Genomic DNA, 26,941 nt, shown 5'->3' on the forward strand with positions numbered 1-26,941 from the left:
CCCCACATCTTTCAGTGGGGCATGGTTATCATAGTAAAAAACTGATATAGAGGTGATAACGATGATTGATATTTTCGTATCTACATATCCAGCGTTCCTAAAAGCAGTTGTCATTACACTGCAACTAACTATAACGTCCTTATTACTTGGATGCTTAATTGGATTATTATTTGCCTTTTTTCGTATTTCCAATAGCAAACTCTTAAATGGAATCGCCCATATATATATTGCGATTATTCGTGGGATACCGCTAGTTGTACAAATTATGATCCTCTATTTTGGAATTACATCTATTATTGTGTTATCCCCGTTTTGGGCGGGGGCAATTGCTCTTGCTGTTCATAACGGTGCTTATATTACAGAAATTTTTAGGGGCTCTATTCAATCCGTCGACCGCGGCCAACTTGAAGCAGCTCGTTCTTTAGGGATGTCATATCCATTAGCAATGCGGCGGATTATTTTGCCACAAGCTTTTCGTTTATCACTCCCGCCGCTTGGCAATCAGTTTATTATTGGTTTAAAAGACTCCTCTCTCGTTGCCTATGTAGGAATGTCAGAGCTGTGGGGTACTGGTCTTTCTGAAGCTGCCGCAAACTTTCAGCAGCTCGAAACATATATGATTGTCAGTATCTATTACCTTGCACTTGTCCTTCTATTCACGTACTTTGTACATCTTCTTGAAAAAAGATTGGCACGAAAAAACACGAATTATCCACAAGGAGCAAACCAAAAAGAAATTCCTATGTAAAAAGCACGAACTCTTCGCGAGCTCGTGCTTTTATCGTCCTGTATATATAAAACATGAGCACTCGCCTGCTTCCTTTGTTTTTAACATCGCTCGTGGCAAAAAAAAGCCCTGACCGCTTCTATACACGGCCAGGTGCTCTCACCCTCCTAAAAAAAAAGGGGGGGATTTCATTTTTTAAACTTATATTTTAGCCGTTCTTCACAACTTTTGATTCTTCTATATTTTCCTGGCGATATTCAATATTCGCAGGATCTAACCCATTCCCTAAAGAGCCGTATAAATGTGCTTTATGTGGATCAACTAACTCACTACCTTGATAATACACACGCGGTGTATTCCAAAGCGCAGCTAACGCTTTCTCCATCGGCATTTCATGATAGCGTTCTGGCCACATTTCTTTAATTTTTTCTTTTACTAACGGATAGTATTTCGAGCTCATACCTGGGAACAAGTGATGTTCTGTATGATATGAGAAGTTAAAATGTAATACGTCTATCCAGCGCGGCACTGTTACCGATAAACAGTTTGCAAGCGGATCGTTTACAGGAACAATTGGATTCAAACGGTGATTTGTTGCAATATACGCCATTACAATGAAATTTGCAATTAACAATGGAACGACATAAGCGAAAAACCATTTTGTAGGCCCCATAATAAACAATAAACTAATCCACACTGTCCATGGCAAAAGAAGCTGGAACCACACAGATTTTTGATTCTGCGGTTTAAATTCCTTAATAAAAAGGAAAAACATACGAGACGAATGCATTGTAAATTGAATTGTTAACGACAAAAAGCTGAAGAAAGAGCGAACATGTAACGGAAGGCGATATACCCAGCGTAAAAATTTACTTTTCTTAAACTTATCCATCGTTGGCCATGCATCTGGATCATTTTCTTCATGTTGTGTATGTACATGGTGCGTTAAATTATGCCACTTTCTCCACAATTTTGGTCCAGTTGATAATGGCAAGAACGCAATTGCTCCAAGAAAATCTCTTAACCAAGCTTTTCTTACTACTGTACCATGTAAAATCTCATGTCCAAGAAATCCCATAGATGCAAAACACAATCCTAAAACGATTGCAATTCCAAGATTGGCCCACACATTCAAATTGAATAAGCCAATTGCCAAAAACCCTGCTATCGTAATCAATAAGTAGGCTAGTCCGCCGTACAAACGAGCCGGGACTGGTTTAAATGCCTTTTTTGGCAAATGTGGTGATACACGGGCTGCATACCAACCAAACGTATGAAGATCCTTCATTCCTTTTGCCCCTTTCTCATGCCGCGCTTACGCACTTTGCATCGATTGTTGTTTCCAGATTGATAATACTATTATTATAAATTTTCTTTCTCTAAGAAAATTATGCTCACTCACTCTTACAATTATTATTCATTGAAAAACATTTCTCTTTTTACTCTTTATCAATCTTTCCACAAGATGAATCATATCAGTACGCTTTCCACATTGTCAATATAATTTATTACTAGGTCATAAAAGTTGGTTATATTTTTATAATCACTTTCTATGTTACTAAAGAAAAGACGTTTATTTATCAACATTTACACTTCTTATTATCTTTTCAGCCGTCCTTCGCTAATTACTTCATTTCACGATGATTACTATACTTAATCTTATTTACTCTGCGTTCTGCTAATTCACTTAAAATACAAAATTTCATATAGAACCCCTTCTAAGAAATTATATAAAAATAATTTTAGGTAATTCAATTTAAATACATGAAATTTCTCTATTTGGAAAAAATAACTAACAAGAACTTATTAGAATAAGAGGTGTATTCACTTGGAACACAATCAACTCCCAAAATTTCCAGAACCATATTGGCGTGATTCTATTCAATTGCCTACCTTCCCAAAGCTAACAGAGAACATTAAAACTGAAGTTGCCATTGTTGGAGCAGGTATCACCGGTATCACAACTGCTTATTTACTCGCTAAAGAAGGCATCAAAGTTGCTTTAATCGATGCAGGAAATATTTTAAACGGAACAACTGGACATACAACTGCAAAGATTACAACACAGCATGATCTTATTTACAATGAACTCATTGATCATTTTGGAGAAGAAAAAGCGAAATTATATTACGAGGCAAACAATGAAGCACTGCAATTTATAAAAAACACCGTACAGCAGCACAATATCCAATGTGATTTCATGGAAGAAGATGCTTATTTATATACAAACGAAACCGATAATCTTCACAAGTTAACAACAGAATTAGAGGCATACAGAAAACTTGATATTCCTGGCGAATATGTAGAAAGTATCCCACTTCCCATTCCCATAAAAGCGGCACTTGTTATAAAGAATCAAGCGCAATTCCACCCGCTTCGCTACCTAGCAGCGCTTGTCGAACAGTTCATTGAACATGGCGGCGTTATATATGAAAATACAACTGCAATTGATGTAGAAAAAGGATCTTATCAACAAGTGATGACAAAAGATGGACATCGGATCACTTGTAGTTACATTATTTCTTGCTCTCACTTTCCTTTTTATGATGCAAGCAGCTTCTTCTTTGCCAGAATGTACGCAGAACGCTCTTATGTCCTTGGCGTGAAAACAAAGCAAGAGTATCCAGGAGGAATGTATATAAACGTTGATAACCCAAAACGATCACTCCGCTACACCACCATGGATGGCGAAAAACTCGTGTTAATTGGTGGTGAAAGTCATAAAACGGGACAAGGCATTAACATGATGAACCATTACGAAGCATTGCAAACATTTGGCGAAGAAACCTTTGGTATAGAGGCAATTCCATACAGATGGGCAACACAAGACTTAATTACACTCGATAAAGTTCCTTATGTCGGACATATTAATGAAAATAATCCTAACATTTTTGTAGCAACAGGCTACCGCAAATGGGGCATGACAAATGGAACCGCAGCAGCTTTATTGCTAAAAGCATCCGTTATGAAAATCGATAGCCCATATAAAGAACTCTATGCACCATCACGATTCCATGCGGATCCGGATATAAAAACGTTTGTTACACAAAACCTCGACGTAGCAAAACATTTGATTGAAGGAAAACTGGAATTTGCTCTTCGTAAACCAGAAGATCTCGAACACGGAGAAGGTGCGGTTGTAAGTGTAAATGGAAAACGTGCTGGTGCGTATAAAGATGATGACGGTAAGCTTCATATTGTCGATACAACTTGCACACATTTAGGCTGCGAGGTGGAATGGAATAGCGGTGATTGCACATGGGATTGTCCTTGTCACGGTTCACGTTTTTCAATTGAAGGAGCGGTAATTGAAGGGCCAGCAGATGAAGCCTTAAAAAGAATTGAAGATATGTAATGCTATAAACTCATCATTTTATATATAGAAGTTAAAAAAGACATAAAAACCTCTTTCTTTTTTTGAGAAGGGCGAGAGCATCTGGCGGTGCATAGAAACGTTCAGGGTCTTTTCCTTCCACATGCGAGGGTCTCAAACAAAAGGAGCAAGCAAGTAGCGGTCATGGTGGATTTTTCATAGCAGCGATTTATATATTGAAAAATGAATTTATATAGGTAAATATGAAATTTCATCCCGCATATAAGAAAGAGCACGAATTATCGGTGCTCTTTCCAGCTTTGCTGTAACAGATCTTGAAACAGGACATTTAACTTTTCAATATCGGTAACTGATTTCTTTTCTAAACTCTTCACATACTCTTCATAATAGGTAATCTGCTCTTCTAAAAATTCATTCAGCAACGTAATTCTTGGGCCTACGTCCAGCTCAACACCTGCCTTTTTCTTCTCCAGCAGTTCTTCTATTGCTTGTAAAAGCGCCGTATCCAATGATAACCCATTCCTTAATTTTTCAAACTCAACAGGTGGCAATATTCCTTTCTCTTCTAACCATTTGCACGCCAGTATTGGACGTAATACATAAAAGTATTTCTTCAACTTTACTTCTTCACCTTGCAAAAATGCGCGATAGTTTTTAGATGCCATATGTAAATAATGATATACCGTTGCTTTTGGATCAAACTGATTACTCATTTCCTGCAAACGCTCAGAAAGATCTGATGCCTTCGCGTATACAATTGGTGAACTGATCCACTCTAACAAAGCTGGATTCGATTTCGAAAATAGCTGCAGTGCCTTGCGGAGTTCCCAACCGCTTATATCAAGGGCATCGTTAATTGGATACTCAATAACATCCCGCTTCGGCTCAATTGATAAATACCATTCCAATCGATGTACATATACAAAACGCACATCATAATCGCTATCTTTTGATGGAAATCCCCATGCACGACTCCCTGACTCAACTGCAAACAAGATTTTCACATCATTCTCTTTCTCAATTCTTTCTAATTCGAATTGGATTGTTTCTCTCATATGTATCACTCTCATTTTCTGATCATTTCCTCGGAAATTCGACAAATAGAATAACATTCCTTCTTTTTATTCAAAAACGTATACAACTCCATTAAATCGGTAATTTTAGAAGTATGATTTTCATTTAGGCAGGTGTATAGGAATGGATTTACATACAGGTAAAATGTTTTGGACGACAACTCTCCCCAGTCCACCCACGTATCCTTCTTTACAAGAAGATATAGCATGTGACGTGTTAATTATAGGTGCAGGAAGTTCTGGAGCACAATTTTCACATTTCTTAAGTAAAACAGACTTACGTGTCGTTGTTGTTGATAAAAGAAAAGTTGCGCATGGCAGCAATTTACCGAACACGGGACTCATTCAATATTTAGGTGACAAAATGTTTTTTGAACTCGTGAATACGTTTGGAGAAGAGCATGCCGTTCGTCATTTTAAATTATGCGAACAAGCCATTTGCGACATTGAATCTGCTTCTCAAAATTTACCCATTTCATCTGATTTTATTCGACGTGATAGCTTGTACTATGCTAGCTATGAAAGTGATGTTAAGAAACTAGAAAAAGAACTTTATCACTTACAAAAGCATGGATTCAAGGCAGTTTGGTTAACAGAAAAACAAATTGGTCAAAAGTATCCCTTCCAAAAGCACGCTGCTCTTTATACATATAACGATGGTGAAATTAATCCATATAAATATACGCACGGCCTCTTAAAGCAATCCTCAAATAAAGGCGTACAAATATATGAGGATACCGAAATAACAGGGCAGAAATTAGAAAGAGATACAGCCACTCTTTTTACAAAAAACGGTCATGCTATCACTGCAAAAAAAGTAATTATTGCTGCAGGCTATGAAGGCTTAGAGTTCAAAAAAGACAAAAATGCAACACTTAGCAGTTCTTATGCAATTGTCACAACCCCTATATCCGATTTTTCTTCCTGGTACAAGCGGACACTTATTTGGGAAACTGCTCGCCCATATATTTATATAAGAACTACCACTGACAACCGCATTATTATCGGCGGGCTTGATGAAGATACAGATATCGCCGAAGAACGAGATGCGAAACTTATCCATAAACGAGATACACTACTAACAGAATTTCAAAAGTTGTTTCCTACTATCGATGTGACACCTGAATTTTACTTCGGTGCCTTTTATGGCGGCACGCATGACGGCCTACCAATGATTGGTATGTATGACGAAATGCCTAACTGCTATTTTATCTATCCTTATGGAGATAATGGTATAGTGTACAGTATGGTGTTTGCGAGAATTATTCGAGATATTATTATAAATGGATCAAGTCCAAATCTTGATTTATACAGACAAACACATCCGATTTGAAAAAGATGAGATACAACAAAGTATCTCACCTTTTCTTCACTTTTGCTTCTCGGCAACAAGTTCAGCAATCCGCTCAAACTCAGCTTGAATTTCCGCTTTGTATGCATCCACTTTTTCAAAATCCATCGCTGTAATATAAATTTTCTCTAGTTTATCACGCACAGATTTTGCCTTTGCTAAATAGGACATCGCTTCATTCATTTTCTCTCTATAGCGTCTTGATACATCTTGAATTTCTACTGCATATTTCTCATCTGTTCCCGGTTCAATAATAAGCTCATACATATCAATGATTTCATCACTCTCACGGGTTGGAAAATATTCATGCGGTGCTGTACTATCAAAAATGGCAAAACCAAGTTCTCTGACAATAACCATATCAAGACTATTTGGATCAAAGCCGCAATGATAGATTTCAACATCAAATCCTTTCTCTTCAGCTGCCGTCGCTAATTTCTTTAACATCGTCGATTTCCCAGAACCAGGTCGCCCTTTTACAAAATAACGCTTCGGTACATCTTCTGTTAAATTCGGAACAAAATCAACTGCTCCTTTTGGCGTTGCCGCTCCTAAAAAACGATGCTTCACATTCGCTTTTTTCGTACACGTTTTATCAGTGAAAAATTGCTGCACCAGCTTCTTTGTTAATTCATTTGCTTTTTCAAAATCAATGTGATCAATATAAAACTTCTCCCATTCATCATGAATCTCTAGTGCCGTCTTAAAGCACGCATAAGCTGACTGAAATGCATTCGTCGCTTCTGATGTATGATGTACAATCTCACCTTTATGTTTCTTAAGTTCAGCAGAATCCCAAGCAATCCCTAAGTTTACATACTCTTCTACAACACCTGGCATTTTTGGTTCAATCACATGCGGTGCCGTTCCATCAACAATCCCTACTTTTAACGCGGGAATGATCACACCATCAATTGAATGATTGTCAGATGAACAATGTAACAACTCAATATCGTATCCTTTCTTCACCCACTCACGACCAATCGCCTTCATCAGTGAAGATTTTCCTGTTCCAGGCCCGCCTTTTAGAATAAATAATCGGTCTAATCCCGCTACGTTCTCTTCATACAAACTGTAAAATCCCCTTGCTGTATTACCGCCAGCATAATAATTTTTTATGTTTCCTGTCACTGCCTTCCACTCCTTTGTAAGCAGTTTCATTACATAAGCTACGATATGCAAGTAAGAGGGAATAGGTGAATACCCACAAATACAAATTAAAAAGACGAAATACCCCCTTTCTTTTTACACCTGGCCATGCATAGAAGTGGTCAGAGCCTTTCCTGCCACTCACAAGAGTTAAAACACAGAGAGAAAGCAGGTAGCGGTCATGTTTTGTTCTGCATAGCAGTGCGTGTTAAAAAAATCAAAATGGCTTTATAGAATGTGGAACATCCATCGGTGGTTTTTGTTTAAGTGTGGATTTGAATAATATTTTGTTCTATTTGAGTAAATATTAATAAAGTTCCATAAGTGATCGTTTTATGATTCTCTGACAAACTGAGCTTTCTACTCTGTGATAGAATTCCGAACACGATTAAGGGAAATAAAAAAGCATTTGACATAACACTGAAAGGTGTTACAATGAAATCCCGACACCAAAAGGTGTTATATTTGAACTTGGAGGAACAATTATGCAAACAGATAAAATTTTACCAGAAATCCGTAAAACGGTTGTAATCAATGCACCAATTGAAAAAGTATGGAAAGCTGTTTCAACAGCAGAAGGTATTGCTTCATGGTGGATGCCAAGTACTTTTGAGCCTATCGTAGGACGCGATTTCATCCTTCATGCAGGTCAATATGGTGATTCTCCTTGTAAAGTAACAGAAATTACTCCTATGAACCGTGTTAGTTTTGACTGGGGTAAAGACTGGCATCTTACTTTTGATTTAAAAGAATTAGAAGATAGGAAAACAGAATTCACACTAATTCATTCTGGCTGGGATGCAGAAAAAGTTACAGAATTTGGACAACCTCACTCAGTTGTTCAAGGCTTCATGGCCGGTGGATGGGAAAAAATTGTCGAAACTCTTCCGGCAAAAATCGAGGCTTAAATTGACCACATCTCCATCCAATTATGATATTTTTCAAGCAATCGCTGACCCTACTCGCAGAAAGCTACTAAAATTGCTTGCTGAAAAAGAAATGTCAATTACTGCAATTACGGAATATTTTCCAATAACCCGTACTGCAGTTAATAAACATTTGCATGTTCTTTTTGTTGCGGGTCTTGTCAGCAGTCAAAAAATCGGACGAGAAACACGGTACAAGCTTCAGCCAGAACCTCTTGCCGAACTAAAAGAATGGCTTTCCTTTTTTGAACAATATTGGGATGAAAGATTATTGGCTCTTAAAGAATTTTTAGAGGCTGATAATGAATAGCGATTAAAAAACGAGATCGTGATAAATTGAACTGCACCCTAATTGTTAGTTCTTGTCTAACAATTAGGGTGCAGTTCAAACATGCATCTCGTTTTTTTATTTCTTTATATTAAGGGAATTTACACTGAAACATACATAGCTCATACCACTTATCATTCTAGAAACGTGAATTATTTTATTTCTTGGCATGCCCAAGCATCGATTTCGACTTTAAAGACAGGTGCAGCTAATGCGACTACATACATCATTGTCGTACAAGGAAGGTGGTCTCCAAGAAAATCATTTATTACCTTCTTTCTTTGAACAGGGTCAATCTCTTCAACCAAATAAAAAACTAGCTTTGTCAAATCTTGAACACTCATGTTAGCAGCTTCAAGATTTTTTCGGATATTGTCTAGCGCTAACCTCATTTGTTCTACTGGATCTTCAGGTACAGTTCCATCTACTTCCATACCTAATTGTCCAGATAACGTTAACCATTTATTAGGTCCAGTTACTTCAATTTGATGTACATAAGGAGCTACTGGCGCGTGAATTTCTTCAGGATTTCTAGAGATTTTCATATAACCAATCCTTTTCTTTAATATTCTGATTTTTCTTTCTGATGGTAATATTATAATAAACAAAAAAGAAAAACTCCATTTTGATTCATCTTTTTCAAAATAGAGTTTTTCGACGTATATTTAATTCCCTTCTCCTACCGGCAGCTTAACATTTACCTTTGTTCCAACACCAAGTGTGCTTTCAAATTCCATTTCACCGTGATGTTCTTCAAGAATTTTGTATGTAACCATTAACCCTAAACCTGTTCCATCTTCCTTTGTTGTATAAAAAGCTGCACCTATTTTACCTATTTTCTCTTGGATGATCCCGCAACCTTCATCAATTACACTCACTACAATCTGATTATCATGAACTACATTTGCTTTTACAATAATATTACCTCCATCAGGCATAGACTCTATCGCATTTTTAATAACATTAAGAAACACTTGTTTCATCTGTTTCTCATCACACTTTATAGAAGGTAACTTTTTCGTAAACGCTGTTGTGATGGTAATACCATATTGAGAAGCTGGTTGTTCTACAATCGAAATCACATAAGATAAAATATCTTCTATATTATGTAATGCATATTGTCTCTGTTTCGGTTTTCCAAGAACCATTAATTCACTAACAATTGCATTCATACGTTCAATCTCCTGCACCATAATGTTATAGTACTCTGCATCTTCAGGATGTTTTTCTCTCTGCAACTGCGTAAAGCCTTTTAATGATGTTAATGGATTGCGTATTTCATGTGCAATTGTAGCTGCCATTTTTCCGATGACTGCTAGTTTTTCAGCTTGTTGTGCTTCTTCAAACATGTTTTCAATTGTATGTACATACGATTGAAAACGTGTTAACAGAATAAACGCGATCGTTGCAAAACTTACACATAGCACAATAGGTACAATTACAATTGGTGTATGTAACACAATTCCTAACAAGGCATACTTTCCAATAATCCCAATCGACACTACCCAAAAATATCGTTTATTCACAAAAATGGGAGAAAACAAAAATAAAAACAGTTCTACCGCATTACCATCATCAAATTGTTTTGTAGTGCCATAATACACCATTATATTATTAATCAAATCAATAAAAATATATCCTATAAAAATAATATATTTTACAAAATATATATTGTTCTTTTTTATAAAATATATAGCGATTAACAACAATAAGAACATAAAAGCATACATCCACAATCCTAAACTACCTTCCGTAAAACCTATATCGCTACTTCGCATATGTACTTTTGGATAAATATAATAATATATGATATCACTCAGGAAGAAGATTACATAAAATAAACTTAAAAAAAGCTTTAATGCTTTAACTTCCTCTTGTATAAGAGTAAAAGCTTTGTCCATGTTAAAACTCCTTTATCGACAACAACAATTTTATAAACAACTATTAAACTATACCCCACCATTTTTATTATAACGATATACATATAACCTACAATCCTATCTTCAAAAAAACAACCAAATTTTTCCTAAACCACTTAATCTATGACCACATAAAGTGAAATTTTAATCAGTGGGGGTTTTCTCCATCCCCACTGATTATCAGCCCTCACCAATCGGGCTTTTACACCTCTTTACTTTCGCTGAATTTTGAATTGGGAGTATTACTTATCCGCGAATAGCGGGATAAAAATAGAAGAGAATTTAAAATACATTTCAATATGCAATATTGCATATTGAAATGTATTGATAAAAATGTAAGCGCTTACTATAATGAGGATATAAAGATGAATCACATCTTAACACGAAGAAAGAGGAGGAAATCCTATGGCAATCGCAATGGCAGTTTTATCATTTTTAGGTGGAGTACTTCCATTAGTTCAAGAACTTTTAAAAGCATTTATGTAAGTTCATTATTCCGCAATTATTTATAAATAATTATCATACAAATAATCTGTACATCAAATATGAATTGTTGTGCAGATTATTTGTATGAGCAAAGTCTCTTTAGATATTACGAAACATTCTGCTTATGTCATTCATCATCATTACGAAAATTGGATTTTTCTAACAGGTGAGGGTGTTGAAGGTTGGATCCATTTTGACGAGTCTTACATAAATTGACTTAAATAATACAAAAAAGCTGGCTCTTATGAGTCAGCTTTTTCACTACTTTCTTTTTTTAGGTTATCGATGATTTGTTGTAATCTTGATAGTTCACTTTGATAATTTTTTACCCATTTTCTCATATAAAGACTGTATTTTCGTATTGGCGTACGGCCCACATTTTAATGAAAATATGCGCTAAGCAAAATTGGGCATGAGAAAGATCACCTAACCTCAAAAACGTCGGTAGGTATTTGAGACAAATGCACTTCAACGTAAAATAAGATAAAAACAGCTTAAACGGTGTCTCAAAACTTATCTTTAAATTAAAATCATGCTATTGTTTTTTTAATCTTTTAGCGTATAAAATCATTAAAGTGTACATGCTACTCCGTTTTAAATTTCTGTTCAATCTTATCATGTACTGATTCAATTTTTTCAGGCACCACAAATAAATATTCGATAAGTACTTCTAATAGTTCTGTTAATAAAGCTACTGCTTCATCATCAATTTCCTGTTTCAACTCAAACATTTCATACAAAGGGCTTTCCGGATGAACGAGGTGGCCAACATCTTGAAACTGTTTAGCTAAATCGACATATTTCGGCAATTGCTCAAATTGCTGGGAAAGAAGCTGTCCATTACTTTTCTCTCCAAGAAAATGTTTGAGGACACTTTCAAGAACTCGTTTTGACAGTACTGCAGTAGCAGAATTATCTTTTGACTGACAGACATTTAATGCAGATTGATATGCCCTAACAAGATCCCTAGGGATACGTTTATTGCGTTTGAGCCGTTCCAAAGGATCTCTTAAATCTGAAGGACTATAAATATACACTTCCAATTCTTTATTCATTCGATCCGAATCACCATTAAACATAATCACAAATTCTGATGGCTTTTGACATTCAAAACAAATTCCTTCCGCGAATAATCCTCCTCTTGTAACTTGGTAAAAATTTGTTTTTAACGTAAACTCACCTGATTTACCGCATTTAGGACACTGACTTTTTACATTTTTGGGGATCCTTAAATACCCATACTGTGTATAAGATAAAATGGCCCCTGGCAATATTTTTCTCATTTAAACCTCCTAAAAACTCAAACCCAACTCGTAACCTAAATAAATACTCCTGGTAATTACTTAGTCATCTTATGAAGATATAAGATGACTAGAAACATCCATTAAATACTATGTTTGAATGTTTCATCACAAGATATAGTGTTGCACATGTTTATGTTGTAGTCAAAAAAAAAAAAAAAGTAGACCAAATTTCCGCCTATGAAACAACTAAACTAAAGATAGAGCTGAGTAGTTATTATTTCTATATAGTTCATAATTGGCATTGCGAATTTTTATCGGTAGATTGCCACTGTAAACATCCAAATTTTAATAAATATGTAAGCTAAGCCATTTCGATATGAAAAAACACCAATTGTGTAGGAAAAGTCCCTTTAGATATTATGAAAGGACTTTCGTATACTTAAACCACTGATAAAAGATGGTACTACCCCATATAATAAAGACTAGGAAATACTTCCTAGTCCTCATCTTTCACATCTATATCTTCCGGAATTGGTTCATTTAATATTTCTTCTACTAGCTTTTTATATTTCTCCATTTGTTCTAAGTGCGTATTAAATTGCTCTTTATTCAATAAATACTGCTCCCCGTCATGAACAGCACGTATGCGTTTTTGTTGAATTAAGCTTTCGATATACGATTCTGGCATACTTAAAAATTCAGCTGCTTCTTTTACCGTTAAATACAATGTGTTCATTCCTTTCTTATTCATAAAAGGAGTAAATAAAATTGCTCATTTCATGAATCAATTCAACTTTCATCCATATCAACTTTACCACATACATTGTATATTGAGGAGCTAGTCATATGAAAACTCATTTTTGACCGTAAGTCTCAAATTTTTTCGCTAACACATACAACTCTTCTTCCGGCAATAGTTTCGGTTCTCCAATGCATTTCGTTTGATAGTAAATTTGTGCACAAAACTCGATCTCTTCAGCAACTGTAAATGCCATTTTCATGTTATGTCCACCTGCAATTAATCCATGATTCGCAAGTAACACAGCCCGGCGATCTATCATTCCTTCATAAGCTGCTTCTGCCAATTCTCTCGTCCCAAACGTTTCATACGGAGCACAGCGTACATTTGGTCCGGCAAAGGCTATTAAATAAGAAACAGCAGGGAGCTCCCAACCTAATGAGGCAATTGTCTTTGCATAAGGAGAATGTGTGTGCACAAGAGCATTTAAATCGTCTCTTTTCCGATAAAAAATGAGGTGCATATCAAGTTCACTAGATGGTTTTCTTGCTCCATCAACAATCTCACCATCTAAATTTAATATGACCACATCTTCAGGCGTTGTTTCAAAGTAATCTAATCCACTTGGACTCATTGCTACAAGTCCTTGTTCACGGTTAAAAATACTAATGTTACCGCCTGTCCCCTTTGTTAAACCGCTTGTAATTAATTTCTTTCCATACTCTACAACTTCTTCTCTCTCTTTTTGTAGTAACATATACTATACATCCCCCTCAGTGAAACGTTTCTTACTGCTCATTCGCTATAATGACCACTGTTACATCAATTTTATCTATCATAATTACTGAAATAGCTTTTCCAAGTTTGCCGCAAACGGTGGGCGTACAATTCCCTTTTCTGTAATAATTGCTGTAATATTCTCGTGCGGCGTTACATCAAACGCTGGGTTATATACTTTGCTATCCTGCGGTGCTGAATATTGGCCAAAACGATTAATCACTTCCGACGCATCACGCTCTTCAATTGGAATCTCTTTTCCCGTTGGCGTTTTTAAATCAATTGTTGGTGTCGGTGCTGCTACATAGAACGGAATGTTATAGTACTTTGCTAAAATAGATACACCTAACGTTCCAATTTTATTGGCTACATCACCGTTTGCAGCCACACGGTCACAGCCGACAATGACTGCATCAATTTTCCCTTGTGACATAACCATCGCTGCCATATTATCTGTAATAACTGTTACATCAATACCAGCTCGCTGCAGTTCTAATGCCGTTAACGTAGATCCTTGTAACCTCGGACGCGTCTCATCCGAATAAATTTTTAAATCCCATCCTTTTTCTTTTGCCAAGTACATCGGCGCTGTCGCTGTTCCATATCTTGTTGTCGCCAAAGCACCAGCATTACAATGCGTTAACACACCCATACCATCTTGAAATAACGTAAGTGCATGCTCGCCAATTTGACGATTAATCTCCTCATCTTCTCTATGAATCATTATTGCTTCTTCTAACAATCTCTGTTTTAAATCGTTAATCGATAAATGAGCATTTTCCTTTGCAGTATTCTCCATTCTCTCAAGCGCCCAAAATAAATTTACAGCTGTCGGTCTTGAAGTTGCCAAATACGCACATACCTTCTGCACTTTACCTATAAACAATTCCACTAAATCTTCTTGCACGTCTTTTACCCCTAAATATACACCGTAAGCTGCTGAGACTCCAATCGCTGGTGCACCGCGCACCTTCATCACTTGAATCGCATCCCATACACTCTCTGCCGTCCCAAAAGATTCATAGACAACTTCATTTGGTAATAGAGTCTGATCTAATAAAACTAAAGTATTTTCTTTCCATTGAATCGGTATTAATTGTTCAGACATCATCTTCTCTCCTTACTTTGCACTAAATGAAAGCGCTTCTGCTTTTAACGTTTTTAAAAAATCATTTCCTGTTTTATGCGTATTTGCTTGTAAAATGAACGACTTTGCCGCTTGTAAACAAATACGTTCTGCTCTAGCACGAGCTTCATCATCTAGAATAGATGTCATATCCTTTACCTTTGCTAACCCAACAATACGGCGAATTAATTCAAGTCCAGTAACAGACGCTGTATCTTTTAACACAGACTGTAAATACCAACGACTAAATCCCGCTTCTTTCGCCATAATATCTGTAACATGAACATCCCATGCTTCTAAAAACTTCGCAGAAAACAAATCAATTACATCTATAATTGTATTCTCCAACCAGTTCATATACACATTTTTCTCTACTTCTGAAACCATTGTTGCATCTGCATTGGCCCATGCAAATATTAAATTTGCCACAACGTTCCCTATGTCATATCCCATCGGTCCGTAAAATGCAAATTCTGGATCAATTACCTTTGTAGAATCTTCTCTGACAAACACAGATCCAGTATGTAAATCGCCATGTATCAAAGCTTGTGAATTTGTCATAAACGAAAACTTTAACTTCGCTGCTTCCATGCGAAGTTCAGAATCACCATATATATGTTCTCGAATCCAGCCTTCATTTAAAGAAAACAGCTCATTTCGTTTATTATGATCTGTAAATGGCTCAGAATACACGAGGTCTTCTGTAATTTCACATAACTCTGGATTAATATAGTTTTTTACAAGCTCTTTCTTTTCTTTATGATTCATGACCACATCCGATGTGAATAATAATGTGTTCACCAAAAAGGTTGTCAAATCCTCTGCAAGTTTCGGAAAGATTTGATGACTTATAAGTGCAGTCCGAAGAATTGTATGATCTGACAAATCTTCCATCACGCAGCAATTCATGACATCATCATACAAATACACATCCGGTACAAGTCTTGATGCCAGTTTCCCCTCTAACTGCAACACATCTGACTCGATACGAATGCGATTCGTAGATAACTTAAACTCATCCGAAATACGAGCTGTATCTCCTGCTTGCTTTACAATAACAGAAGCTCCCTTCTCTTCATTCCAAACGCGGAACACATAATTTAAATTACCATCTCCAATTTCCTTACACTGCAAACGCTGCGCATCTTCGAACATCGATAGTTTTTCCATCACATACGGTATAACATCACTAGCTTCCATTAAAAAATACTTCGTGAACTTAGACATGGTTTCTCCCTCCACCCTAAATGTAAGCGTTTTCTAAAAGCCGTAAAAGTAATAGATTGATAGCATTTCAATCTATATACCACAATTTTTTTTGAAACGAACATCTAGTTTTTATTATAGCTTGTTAGGAATATGCGTCAAACATTTCTCTTGACAAAATAAACACTTCTATATAATAATTAATATTGAATTAGAATTATTATATTTTAACTAAAACTACATACTGAGTAATCTATGATTCTCAGAATATATACTTAGGAGGAATTTTATTATGTTATTAATCGGCACAGAAGTACAACCATTCAAAGCATCAGCTTACCACAACGGTGAATTTATCCAGGTTACTGAAGAAAACTTCAAAGGCAAGTGGAGTGTAGTTTGCTTCTACCCAGCAGACTTCACATTCGTATGCCCAACTGAACTTGAAGATTTACAAAACCAATATGCAGCTCTAAAAGAACTAGGAGTTGAAGTATATTCTGTTTCTACAGACACTCACTTTACACATAAAGCATGGCATGATAGCTCAGAAACAATCGGTAAAATCGAATATATTATGATTGGTGACCCAACACGTACAATCACTACTAACTTCAACGTATTAGTTGAATCAGAAGGTCTTGCTGCTCGTGGTACATTCATCATCGATCCAGACGGCGTTATCCAATCTATGGAGATTAATGCAGACGGTATCGGTCGCGATGCAAGCATCCTTGTAAACAAAATTAAAGCCGCACAATATGTTCGCAACAATCCAGGTGAAGTTTGCCCAGCTAAATGGCAAGAAGGTGCTGCAACACTTAAACCAAGCCTTGACCTTGTAGGAAAAATTTAAGGAGCGTAATCAAAATGATACTAGATGCAGATATAAAAGCACAATTAGCCCAGTATCTTCAACTGATGGAAAACGATGTACTACTTAAAGTTAGCGCAGGATCCGATGATGTATCGAAAGACATGCTGGCTCTAGTAGATGAGTTAGCTACAATGTCATCCAAAATTAAGGTAGAGAAAACACAATTGGAGAGAACACCAAGCTTCAGTGTAAATCGTATCAGCGAAGACACTGGAGTAACGTTTGCTGGTATCCCTCTAGGACATGAATTTACTTCATTAGTGTTAGCTTTACTACAAGTTAGCGGAAGAGCTCCAAAAGTTGAACAAAAAGTAATCGATCAAGTAAAAAATATTCAAGGTGAATATCATTTTGAATCTTACATCAGCCTAAGCTGTCATAACTGCCCAGATGTTGTGCAAGCACTGAACTTGATGAGCGTACTGAATCCTGGTATTACACATACTATGATTGACGGCGCTGCATTTAAAGCAGAAGTAGAAAACAAAGACATCATGGCAGTACCATCCGTTTACTTAAACGGTGAATTCTTAAGCAGCGGCCGTATGACGCTTGAAGAAATTCTTGCTAAGATAGGTAACGGTCCTGATGCATCAGAGCTTTCTGATAAAGATCCATACGATGTTCTTGTTGTTGGTGGCGGCCCAGCTGGTGCAAGTGCAGCAATTTATGCAGCACGTAAAGGCATTCGCACAGGTATCGTTGCGGAACGCTTCGGCGGTCAAGTAATGGATACGATGGGTATTGAAAACTTCATCAGCGTAAAACACACTGAAGGACCTAAGCTCGTAGCAAGCCTTGAAGAACACGTAAAAGAATACGACATTGATGTCATGAATCTACAACGTGCGAAAGGTTTAGAAAAGAAAGAACTTATTGAAGTGGAACTGGAAAACGGCGCTGTTCTAAAGAGTAAGAGCGTAATCATTTCAACAGGTGCTCGTTGGCGCAATGTTGGCGTACCAGGTGAAGCTGAGTTCAAAAACAAAGGTGTAGCATACTGCCCTCACTGTGACGGTCCATTATTTACTGGAAAACACGTAGCTGTTATCGGTGGCGGTAACTCTGGTATCGAAGCAGCAATTGATTTAGCAGGTATCGTAAAACACGTAACGGTTCTTGAATTCATGCCAGAACTAAAAGCTGATGCTGTATTACAAGAACGTCTTTATAGACTACCGAACGTAACGGTTCTAAAGAACGTTCAAACAAAAGAAATCACTGGTACTGACAAAGTAGACGGTATTTCTTACATCGACCGTGAAACAGAAGAAGTTCATCACATTGAACTACAAGGTGTATTCGTTCAAATCGGTCTTGTACCCAACACAGATTGGTTAGGCGAAACTGTTGAACGTACTCCATTCGGTGAGATTGTAACAGATAAGCGCGGTGCTACAAACGTTCCTGGAGTATTTGCTGCAGGCGACTGTACAAATAGCCCATATAAACAAATCATTATTTCTATGGGATCAGGTGCTAATGCTTCATTAGGTGCATTCGATTACCTAATCCGTAATTAATGAACGGACATAAGTAGTACGTACCGTTCATAAACAACAAAAAAGAAAGTCACTGTGCTACCTGATTGGTAGTGTAGTGGCTTTCTTTTTTGGAAAGGAATAACCCCATTACGAGTTATAACTCGTAATGGGGTTATTGCAAATTCTCGCTATTTCTTTTTAACTTCCTCTACAAATTCCCATGTCTCCCCTTTATCTTTTGATTGATAAAGTGCACTACTATCACCATTATAGTCTCCATCTTCCCCTTGTCCAACTAACATATTAAAAACTCCATCTTTCTCATATGGCATACCTGGAGAATCAAAAGGACTTATTATAGACTGTGTATGATCTAATTTCACTTCATGAGGCGGATAATTTACCTTTTTAAAAGATAGGCCCCCATCATCTGTACGATATAACTCTCCCTCATTACCAGAAGGACGGACTGCTCCTAAAAATCCAAGTTTATCATTTATAAAGGTTATTCCTGATACACTACCAATTCCTCTGTTGAATGGGTCTGTATTGATAACCTCCCATGTTCTACCTCCATCAATAGTCTTACTTAGTGAATAAAAAGCACTACCTAATGCTTTTTCTGTCATATTTAGTTTATAACCAACTTCTTTGGATAGGAAAAACTGTTCCTTTTCATTCGTTAAATCTTGTTTCTTCTCTTTAAACTTATCTTTATTTGGAGGAGTCTTTGATTTACTCCAACTCGCGTCACATATTAAGTTATATCTAGCAGGTACTAGCTCTTTCTCTTTTCCAGGAACAAATATAGATACAGTATATCCAATGATTTCAGAAGCTGATTCTTTAAGATTCTGCGCCTTACCATCCTCAGTAATATTAATAATTCCCTCTGTATTGTATCCCCAACTCCTTTTCCCGTAATAAATTAACCCATACTTACTTTCATTCCACTTACTAACCGTTCGCTTAACTGGAATGGCCTTAACCGTTTGAAGTAGGGGTTCTACTAGTTTATCATCATCATAATCAGGCTTTGCATACCCATCTCGTATAACAGTAATATCTTCTGATTTCTTCTTATCATAAGATATTAAATAAGTTTCCTCTTTCCCATCAGCATTTTTCCCATAAACAAATGTATCAAACGCTGTGATTGTTCCATCTGAACGAAATGTAAGATCAAAATCAGTTGCCATATATAATTTCTTTGGCAAAGGATATTTTTTATTTATATCTTCAAAAATACCTTCTACTCCAGATTCATATATATTATTATGTTTAAATTTAACTGATCTTTCATGTTTTAACCTTTCTATAAGCCATGCAAGTTTGCCATTATAATTTGTTGCACTTTTATAAATCTGTACCCCATAAAATGATGTGATTACAACAATAATGATAATAGAAATGTATTTCCATGTAGTTGAATTCGTTAATTTTTTAGATTCATATTCTCTATCTTTTATCATTCTCATTGTAATAAATGTAATGATAGATGCAAAAAATACTATACATAATAATAAAATATAAATATTATAATCCATTCTTCCATACTTACAATATGAAGCTAACTCATAACAAAAAATCCCGTATACAATTATTAATATTGGATTTGTCACTAATGACATAAATATCCTTTTTATATTTTTCCTAAATATAGAAATCACTCCCAATTAAATGTATCAATGACATTAAGTATACTTTTTTTACCAAACAGTTGTATATAAGTTTTAAAAAACGACATAAGACTCCTTTCTTTTTTATGTGAGAAGACCATTGCATCCGGCCGTGTATAGGAGCAGTCAGATGTAATGGGAGCAAGCAAGTGCAGGTCATAATGTATTCTGCATAACAGTGACTTATATGTCGAAACATGAAAAAGAATTTATATAGTAGTGAAAGGCAAATAAAAAAGTAATCCATTTTGTAAAATATAAAAAGACAAGCTCATGTAAGTAAGCTTGTCCTTGTATATAAATAGAAGAGATATTGTTTATTTAAAACTTAACTTCAATTTTTTAATATCAAATGTAATCCACTGCTTTCTGTTCACCATTACTTGCCTATACAGTTTCTAATACCTTTTCAAGCATTGTCCCATTTTTAGCAAAATTCGTATGCCAAGAAAAAGCTTTTTCTAACACATGAGGAGTTTGTCCACCTCTTGTTTGCGCTTCTTCGTAATAAGCTCGTAGTTGGTCACGATACATTGGATGTGCGCAATTCTCAATAATCAGTTCCACTCTTTCCCTTGGCGCCAGTCCCCTTAAGTCAGCATATCCCTGTTCAGTGACGATAACATCTACATCGTGTTCCGTATGGTCTACGTGAGAGACGAAAGGAACGATACTTGAAATGTTACCACCTTTCGCAATGGACTTAGTAACAAAGATAGCTAGGCGTGCATTTCTTGCAAAATCACCAGAACCACCGATACCGTTCATCATTTTTGTACCTAAAACGTGAGTAGAGTTAACATTTCCGTATATATCTAATTCTAAAGCAGTATTAATCGAGATTAATCCAAGGCGGCGAATGATTTCAGGATGATTGGAAATCTCTTGCGGGCGCATCATTAATTTATCACGATACTTTTCAAAGTTGGAAAATACCTGTTGCATTTTCTCTTCAGAAAGCGTGATAGAGCAACAAGAAGCAAAATTGACTTTCCCAGCATCCATAAGATCAAAGACCGCGTCCTGTAATACCTCGGAATAAACTTCTAAATCTTCAAACTCCGAATCTAACATTCCATGCAGCACTGCATTGGCCACTGAACCAATTCCCGATTGTAACGGCGCTAAACTATTCGTTAATCGGCCTACTTTTACTTCTTTTCGAAGGAAATCTATTAAATGCTGTGCCATAATAACAGTTTCTTCATCTGGAGGAACAATCGTCGATGGCGAATCAAGTTGGTTCGTAAACACAATTCCCTTCACTTTTTCAACATCAACTGGAATACCAATCGTTCCAATTCGATCATCCGATTTAGCGAGCGGAATTGGAAGTCTTTCCCCTTGTTTCCCTGGCTCATATAAATCATGAAGCCCCTCTAATTGTGTAGATTGAGCCATATTCATTTCAATAATAATCGACTTAGCATTTAGAGCAAACGCTAAAGAATTTCCAATTGAAGTGGTTGGAATAATCATTCCGTCCTCAGTTATTGCAACCGCTTCCAAAATAGCGACATCTATATCCATAACGTCAGCACGAAGTAGTTCTGCTGTATGAGATAAGTGCTGATCCACAAATAAAAAGTCTCCGTTATTAATTCCTTTTCGCATAGTTGCATCGGCTTGGAAAGGCAATCTTTTCCCTAAAATCCCTGCCTCAGCAAATAATTTATCTACATCCGAGCCTAAGGAAGCTCCAGTATAAACATTTACTTTAAAAGATTTATCACCCTTAACACGATTCACAAGCGCAAATGGAACTGCCTTCACATCACCTGCACGTGTAAACCCACTTAATCCTAACGTCATTCCACTTTGAATCCAGGAAGCCGCTTCTTCAGGTGTAACTACTCGGTCTTTCAAACGATGGTCCCTGATTCTATCTAAATTATTCTCCATAATATAATCCCTCTCTTAATGAATATTCATAATTATTTTACACATTAACACTATCAAAATAGGGATTTTAGTATACGATACGAAAAATTCAGATAAAGGAGCTAATTTAGGTCCTAAAACAGTAAATCTAGAATCCTAGAAGCTTCCGAAAATAACTAGCATATGATTGACTAACTGGTACCCTCTCACCATTATCCATCGAAAGCAAAAAAGTAGAATGGGTATCAGGATAAATTGCTTTAATATGATTAACATTCACAATAAATGAGCGGTGACATCTAATAAACGAATCCTTCGGAAGCAAATATTCAAATTCTTGCAGAGAGTATTTATGCGTTCCTGATAACTCTTCTGAATTCACATACGTCTTTTTATCTTTTGCCTCCAAATACATGACCTTTGAAAAAGGAACCGGGACCCAGCCGTCCGTTGTTTTTAAAGTAACAACCGACTTTCCATCCGTTAAAGCTGGATAAATTGCCGTCACGCACCCCTCAAGTTTTCCATTATTAAAAAATGGTACGGCCATTCCATGATAAGGAATACCAAAAACATCTCGGTTAATAAACTCAGAAACCTTTTGCTTTGTCACCATTGCCTTATGGGCAATCGTCCCTTCCTTTATAGGGTCCCCAACGCTAATCTTTAAATCAATTCGTTTACTTGGCTGATAGTAGATATATTCTTTCGTATTCGAAACAGCAATTGAAATTTCATCTGAAAATAGTTCACCAACGACATCCAGTAGTAAGCCTAAGGTTATATCTTCCATATTATTCACCTCATTCATTATTATACTACTATTATTAATACCAAACTGTATTGATTCTGATGGAAAAGTAATAAAATAATCAAATGCAGCATTTCCTTTTCCTGTAAAACATTTTTAACCTCTCATTTTATTTTTTTCGATATCAACTCTCCATTGAACACTCTTTTTTATGTCCTTCACCACCTATTATTTTCGAGAGTTTATTATTGCCTATATGCATTCATACTGACTTCAATGTCATTAACTATTCATGGATTTTCATATTACTTTTATAAATAGAATATATATATAATGTTGAAAATCTTCTTGTTCTCCTTCGGGTTGACTAGAGTATAGACAATAAACAGTTAAGGGGGAAATAGATGTTATATACCGACGAGTTTATGGAGAGTTTACGGATGGAAGGCGACCCTATTCCGGATGGAATTATTAAAGAATTGTTCAAAAATAGTCAGGTTGGTGCAGTAAACTCTTTGTTGAAACAATTAATTAACAATGATCAAGCTTATCCAAAAGAGCTTCCTGATAACATTGAAAGTTGGCTGAGGGATACAGCTTATTGTCCACAAGGGGTTGACTGGGCCCGAATGAGAAACGCAACTGACTTATTTCGGGAACATGGTATTGCTATCACTTTACTATTAGCAACAGGCTCACTTGTGTATTGTTATGCAGCTCGTAAAGGTGTTAAGGTCCTTACATTCAGTTATCGTTTAGGTCAAAATGCCTACCGTAGGATAGCTGAAACAGGACAATTCGTCCTTCATGTCATGGCACCAGATGGTCTTGAATCCGAAGGACAAGGAATCAAAGCGATCCAAAAAGTTCGTTTAATGCATTCGGCTATTCGTCACTTAATCCAACAAACTGGTAGATGGAACGAAAAAGAAAATGGGATCCCCATTTGTCAGGAGGACTTGTTGGGTACTCTATTATCCTTCTCTAGTGTTATCATTGATGGCCTTCGCCGTTTAGGTATGAATATAACAGAAAAACAGGCCGAAGATTATCTATATTTTTGGAAAATCGTAGGATCCATGCTAGGAGTTCGGGAGGACATTATCCCAGAGACCATGGAACAATCAATAATGTTAACAAAAACTATTGGAAGAAGGCATCATGGTCCGTCCCCCGAAGGAATTCAGATGACTCAAGCTCTTCTCGAATACCATGCAGATCTAATTCCGGGTCAGATGTTTGATAACATTATTCCTGCTCTAATTCGAGAAATCGTAGGAGACGAAATTGCAGATTGGATGGAAGTGCCCCGCTCCAATTGGCAAAAGTTAATGAAACTCAAAGAACTAATGGGTCTTCTTGATCCTGATTATTCAGGTGTTTTTGGAAGTATGACTAATCAGCTCGGACTGGCATTGCTCAGACGGCAGTCACTTTCTATCACCGATTATGAATATACCCCGTTTCTCATACCAACCAAACTACGAGAGGTATGGGGAATAGATGGAGATGCAAAAAAAGGGGATAAAAATGAATAAACCTTGCGCATCTTTATACTTGACGAATGATATGCGGCAGGCTGTATCCATTGGTAGTCCCGCTGTTGGAGATAATGACCGACTACTTGAATAATTTGAATCCTAATTTAATATAGGGATTATGTATAATATTCCATAATCCCCTTCCCATATGAACTACACCGCCTAATTATAAAGGAAAATAACATACGATATTATTTAACATTTACATGGCATAAAAAAGACCAACTCCCAATTGTAGGAGCTAGTCATAGGTTTGTTAAATTAAGGTTTTTATCGGCGTAAACGTCTTTTCTTCTATTTTGGCATACCACTATTTATGAATCGCAGTTAGTTATTTATTCCTCAACATCTCAGCAAGTTCATATAGTGGATTGTGCTGCTGAATGCGATAGTGACGTCCTTCCTTTTGCAAATACCCTTTATCGCAAAATTGTGTTAGTACATGCAATAAGTGACGATAGGATACACCTAGATAATCACAAACCGTTACGTGTTTCTCCTTATAAACCCCTTCATAAGCTGTTTGCAAAATAAAATCTGCAAGTCGGTTTTCAAGCGGAAAGGCAAGGCTTTGTGAATACTTTGCAGCCATAAGTGTTGCCTTTATACTTAAAAACTTAGTTAATTCACGTAGAAATTTTGCATCTTCCATCAATTGTGTGCGACAACGATGAATAGGAAGAGCAAAACAAATGGTCTTCATTGATGCTTGAATTCCTTTTGTATAGTACACCTCATTAAATAATTCCATTTCTCCAATGTACTCATTTGTGTTAATAAAATTAATTAAGGAAACTTTTCCATTTTGATGTGTTACATATATCTTTGCTTTCCCTTCAATAACATAAAATAGAAAATTCGTTCTCATACCTTCTTGAATAATCCATTCATCCCGTTGATACTCATGCACTTCCATAAACTCTTCGACTGGAAAAGAAAATAAATGCGCAATAGAGCCCTTCTTCAACTGCAGTCGCTTTTTCTCACCTTTGTAGATTTCCATAATCCACCTCAAAAATATGAGATATCTCATATTATTTTTTCGTATTTACATGATAACATGCAAACTATAGGGGGGATACAGCATGAACACACATCGCTGGATGAGTGTACAGTTTTTTAGTTTTTTTATGACATGGGGAATTTTTCTGCCCTATTGGACAGGATGGATGATTCATACAAAAGGAATTACGGTTCCTCAAGCTAGTTTGATTATGAGCTTAGGTTTAGTTGCAAGAGGCCTTTCCACATTATTTGCATTTCCTTATTTATCAGGGAAATTTAGTAGTAAAACCTTATTAAACGGGGCGGGAATCTGTACGCTGATTGCTATTCTGTGTTATATTCCGGCAAGTTCCTTTACTAGCTTACTTATAGTCACATTAGCATTCCACTTTTTTTATCCAACATTGATGCCTGCTTTAGATAGCGCTGCTGGCGTACTCGTACAAAGTAACCAATTAAAAGATTACGGGAGAAGCCGTCAATGGGGATCCATCGGATTCGTCCTAGCCGGCATGATTTTATCTATCTTTACAGGGATGCTTGGAGATGAAGTGATTTTATGGGCCTTGTTACTTGGTACAGTAATATTCGTGTGTCTTGGTTTTATGCGCGCACCTGTCATTCTATCTAAAAGTCCTCAATCAGACCAAACACAAAAAGAAGGCATGTTAAAACTATTTCATATCAAGCACTTTAGTTTGGTACTCATTATAGTAATTTTACTGCAAGCGGCACACGCTTCTTATTACAATTATGGTTATCTCTTTTTACAAGAAATCCACGCACCCAAATATTTAATAGGTGTAATTATTAACATTGCCGTAATCGCGGAAATCATTTTTTTCTCAATCGCAGACCGGAAGTTTCAAAACTTTTCAGTAGGCTCCTTACTTGCACTGGCAGCACTTGGTTCTTCCGTACGTTGGCTATTAGTATTTGCTTTTCCTAATGTAATTGTTTTTTGTATCGCGCAAACCTTGCATGCATGCTCATTTGCAATGGGGCATTATGCCTTTATGAAATACCTAGTCAAAAACATTTCACATACACAGATTCCGAAAGCACAAGGCATATATTCAGCGCTGGCTCTTAGCTGGAGCACTGCCGTATTTACAATTTTCGGTGCCTATTTATACGAAATTGAGCCAAGATATGCCTTTATCGGGATGATTGTTTGTACCATACCGTCGATGCTGCTTGCACTTGTTTATCGGAATTTGGAACATAAAAAGAAAGCAGCAGTTTTTATTTAGTTTGTTTATTTAAAACTATACGAAGCTAAACCGATCTTATATGCCGCACAAATCTAATTGAGGTGCTTTAGATAAGAAAAAAGTG

At 36.4% G+C, this 26,941-nt stretch carries 24 protein-coding genes; 10 read left to right on the forward strand and 14 right to left on the reverse strand.

Annotated elements, in window-relative coordinates; translation table 11 throughout:
• Nucleotides 1–61 precede the first annotated feature (61 nt).
• The gene (locus tag AB1280_RS16085) at nt 62–748 is read left to right on the forward strand and encodes an amino acid ABC transporter permease (RefSeq protein ID WP_272188811.1); all 687 of its coding nucleotides are present in this window, start codon (nt 62–64) and stop codon (nt 746–748) included.
• Nucleotides 749–935: 187 nt separating this feature from the next.
• Here AB1280_RS16085 and AB1280_RS16090 read toward each other — a convergent pair whose 3' ends face one another.
• Nucleotides 936–2,015 carry a fatty acid desaturase family protein gene (locus AB1280_RS16090; protein WP_272188810.1) on the reverse strand — a complete coding sequence of 360 codons (1,080 nt, stop codon included), beginning with the start codon at nt 2,013–2,015 and terminating at the stop codon, nt 936–938.
• Between the two features lie 540 nt (nt 2,016–2,555).
• On the opposite strand from AB1280_RS16090, the gene AB1280_RS16095 reads away from it, so the two are divergent.
• On the forward strand, nt 2,556–4,082 hold the full coding sequence (locus AB1280_RS16095; protein WP_429756440.1) for an FAD-dependent oxidoreductase: 1,527 nt from the start codon (nt 2,556–2,558) through the stop codon (nt 4,080–4,082).
• Between the two features lie 257 nt (nt 4,083–4,339).
• On the opposite strand, the gene AB1280_RS16100 is transcribed toward AB1280_RS16095, so the two are convergent.
• On the reverse strand, nt 4,340–5,116 hold the full coding sequence (locus AB1280_RS16100; protein WP_429756441.1) for a nucleotidyltransferase domain-containing protein: 777 nt from the start codon (nt 5,114–5,116) through the stop codon (nt 4,340–4,342).
• Between the two features lie 142 nt (nt 5,117–5,258).
• On the opposite strand from AB1280_RS16100, the gene AB1280_RS16105 reads away from it, so the two are divergent.
• Nucleotides 5,259–6,467 (forward strand): NAD(P)/FAD-dependent oxidoreductase, encoded by a 1,209-nt coding sequence (locus AB1280_RS16105; RefSeq protein WP_429756442.1) that lies wholly within the window; start codon nt 5,259–5,261, stop codon nt 6,465–6,467.
• Nucleotides 6,468–6,503: 36 nt separating this feature from the next.
• Here the strand turns inward: AB1280_RS16105 and AB1280_RS16110 are convergent, their stop codons facing one another.
• Nucleotides 6,504–7,646, reverse strand: a complete 1,143-nt coding sequence (locus AB1280_RS16110; protein WP_429756443.1) for a PRK06851 family protein — start codon at nt 7,644–7,646, stop codon at nt 6,504–6,506.
• A 473-nt stretch (nt 7,647–8,119) separates the two neighbouring features.
• On the opposite strand from AB1280_RS16110, the gene AB1280_RS16115 reads away from it, so the two are divergent.
• Nucleotides 8,120–8,542: an SRPBCC family protein gene (locus AB1280_RS16115; RefSeq protein WP_429756444.1), complete on the forward strand. Its 423-nt coding sequence runs from the start codon at nt 8,120–8,122 to the stop codon at nt 8,540–8,542.
• A 1-nt stretch (nt 8,543) separates the two neighbouring features.
• Entirely contained in the window at nt 8,544–8,870 is a 327-nt protein-coding gene (locus tag AB1280_RS16120) for an ArsR/SmtB family transcription factor (RefSeq protein WP_429756445.1), read from the forward strand.
• Between the two features lie 170 nt (nt 8,871–9,040).
• Here the strand turns inward: AB1280_RS16120 and AB1280_RS16125 are convergent, their stop codons facing one another.
• Both AB1280_RS16125 and AB1280_RS16130 read right to left on the reverse strand, forming a co-directional pair.
• Nucleotides 9,041–9,433, reverse strand: coding sequence for a RidA family protein (locus AB1280_RS16125; protein WP_272188802.1), 393 nt, complete (start codon nt 9,431–9,433; stop codon nt 9,041–9,043).
• Between the two features lie 120 nt (nt 9,434–9,553).
• The gene (locus tag AB1280_RS16130) at nt 9,554–10,789 is read right to left on the reverse strand and encodes an ATP-binding protein (RefSeq protein ID WP_429756446.1); all 1,236 of its coding nucleotides are present in this window, start codon (nt 10,787–10,789) and stop codon (nt 9,554–9,556) included.
• Between the two features lie 588 nt (nt 10,790–11,377).
• On the opposite strand from AB1280_RS16130, the gene AB1280_RS16135 reads away from it, so the two are divergent.
• Nucleotides 11,378–11,509, forward strand: a complete 132-nt coding sequence (locus AB1280_RS16135; RefSeq protein WP_429756447.1) for a hypothetical protein — start codon at nt 11,378–11,380, stop codon at nt 11,507–11,509.
• Nucleotides 11,510–11,877: 368 nt separating this feature from the next.
• Here the strand turns inward: AB1280_RS16135 and AB1280_RS16140 are convergent, their stop codons facing one another.
• From AB1280_RS16140 to mtnK, 5 genes are all read right to left on the reverse strand, one after another.
• Nucleotides 11,878–12,576, reverse strand: coding sequence for a hypothetical protein (locus AB1280_RS16140; protein WP_429756448.1), 699 nt, complete (start codon nt 12,574–12,576; stop codon nt 11,878–11,880).
• 457 nt (nt 12,577–13,033) lie between these two features.
• On the reverse strand, nt 13,034–13,273 hold the full coding sequence (locus tag AB1280_RS16145) for an excisionase family DNA-binding protein (protein WP_090919763.1): 240 nt from the start codon (nt 13,271–13,273) through the stop codon (nt 13,034–13,036).
• A gap of 118 nt (nt 13,274–13,391) precedes the next feature.
• Nucleotides 13,392–14,033 carry an L-fuculose-phosphate aldolase gene (locus tag AB1280_RS16150; protein WP_429756449.1) on the reverse strand — a complete coding sequence of 214 codons (642 nt, stop codon included), beginning with the start codon at nt 14,031–14,033 and terminating at the stop codon, nt 13,392–13,394.
• A gap of 84 nt (nt 14,034–14,117) precedes the next feature.
• Entirely contained in the window at nt 14,118–15,161 is a 1,044-nt protein-coding gene (gene mtnA / locus AB1280_RS16155; RefSeq protein ID WP_429756450.1) for an S-methyl-5-thioribose-1-phosphate isomerase, read from the reverse strand.
• A gap of 12 nt (nt 15,162–15,173) precedes the next feature.
• On the reverse strand, nt 15,174–16,406 hold the full coding sequence (mtnK, locus tag AB1280_RS16160) for an S-methyl-5-thioribose kinase (RefSeq protein ID WP_429756451.1): 1,233 nt from the start codon (nt 16,404–16,406) through the stop codon (nt 15,174–15,176).
• A gap of 271 nt (nt 16,407–16,677) precedes the next feature.
• Between mtnK and ahpC the strand changes: the two genes are divergently transcribed.
• A complete protein-coding gene (ahpC, locus tag AB1280_RS16165; RefSeq protein WP_272188795.1) occupies nt 16,678–17,241 on the forward strand; it encodes an alkyl hydroperoxide reductase subunit C in 564 nt (187 codons plus the stop codon).
• Between the two features lie 14 nt (nt 17,242–17,255).
• Nucleotides 17,256–18,785: an alkyl hydroperoxide reductase subunit F gene (ahpF, locus tag AB1280_RS16170; protein ID WP_272188794.1), complete on the forward strand. Its 1,530-nt coding sequence runs from the start codon at nt 17,256–17,258 to the stop codon at nt 18,783–18,785.
• A 149-nt stretch (nt 18,786–18,934) separates the two neighbouring features.
• Here the strand turns inward: ahpF and AB1280_RS16175 are convergent, their stop codons facing one another.
• From AB1280_RS16175 to AB1280_RS16185, 3 genes are all read right to left on the reverse strand, one after another.
• Entirely contained in the window at nt 18,935–20,377 is a 1,443-nt protein-coding gene (locus AB1280_RS16175; protein ID WP_429756452.1) for a WD40/YVTN/BNR-like repeat-containing protein, read from the reverse strand.
• 435 nt (nt 20,378–20,812) lie between these two features.
• Entirely contained in the window at nt 20,813–22,327 is a 1,515-nt protein-coding gene (locus AB1280_RS16180; RefSeq protein ID WP_429756453.1) for an acetyl-CoA hydrolase/transferase family protein, read from the reverse strand.
• A gap of 127 nt (nt 22,328–22,454) precedes the next feature.
• Nucleotides 22,455–23,099: a LytTR family DNA-binding domain-containing protein gene (locus AB1280_RS16185; RefSeq protein ID WP_429756454.1), complete on the reverse strand. Its 645-nt coding sequence runs from the start codon at nt 23,097–23,099 to the stop codon at nt 22,455–22,457.
• A gap of 362 nt (nt 23,100–23,461) precedes the next feature.
• Here AB1280_RS16185 and AB1280_RS16190 point away from each other — a divergent pair, with 362 nt between their 5' ends.
• Nucleotides 23,462–24,595, forward strand: a complete 1,134-nt coding sequence (locus tag AB1280_RS16190) for an oxygenase MpaB family protein (RefSeq protein WP_429756455.1) — start codon at nt 23,462–23,464, stop codon at nt 24,593–24,595.
• A 334-nt stretch (nt 24,596–24,929) separates the two neighbouring features.
• Here the strand turns inward: AB1280_RS16190 and yeiL are convergent, their stop codons facing one another.
• Nucleotides 24,930–25,601, reverse strand: coding sequence for a transcriptional regulator YeiL (gene yeiL, locus AB1280_RS16195; protein WP_429756456.1), 672 nt, complete (start codon nt 25,599–25,601; stop codon nt 24,930–24,932).
• Nucleotides 25,602–25,683: 82 nt separating this feature from the next.
• Here yeiL and AB1280_RS16200 point away from each other — a divergent pair, with 82 nt between their 5' ends.
• A complete protein-coding gene (locus tag AB1280_RS16200; protein ID WP_429756457.1) occupies nt 25,684–26,856 on the forward strand; it encodes an MFS transporter in 1,173 nt (390 codons plus the stop codon).
• Nucleotides 26,857–26,941 lie beyond the last annotated feature (85 nt).

This window comes from Bacillus sp. S10(2024) (assembly GCF_050473865.1).
GTDB lineage: Bacteria > Bacillota > Bacilli > Bacillales > Bacillaceae_G > Bacillus_A.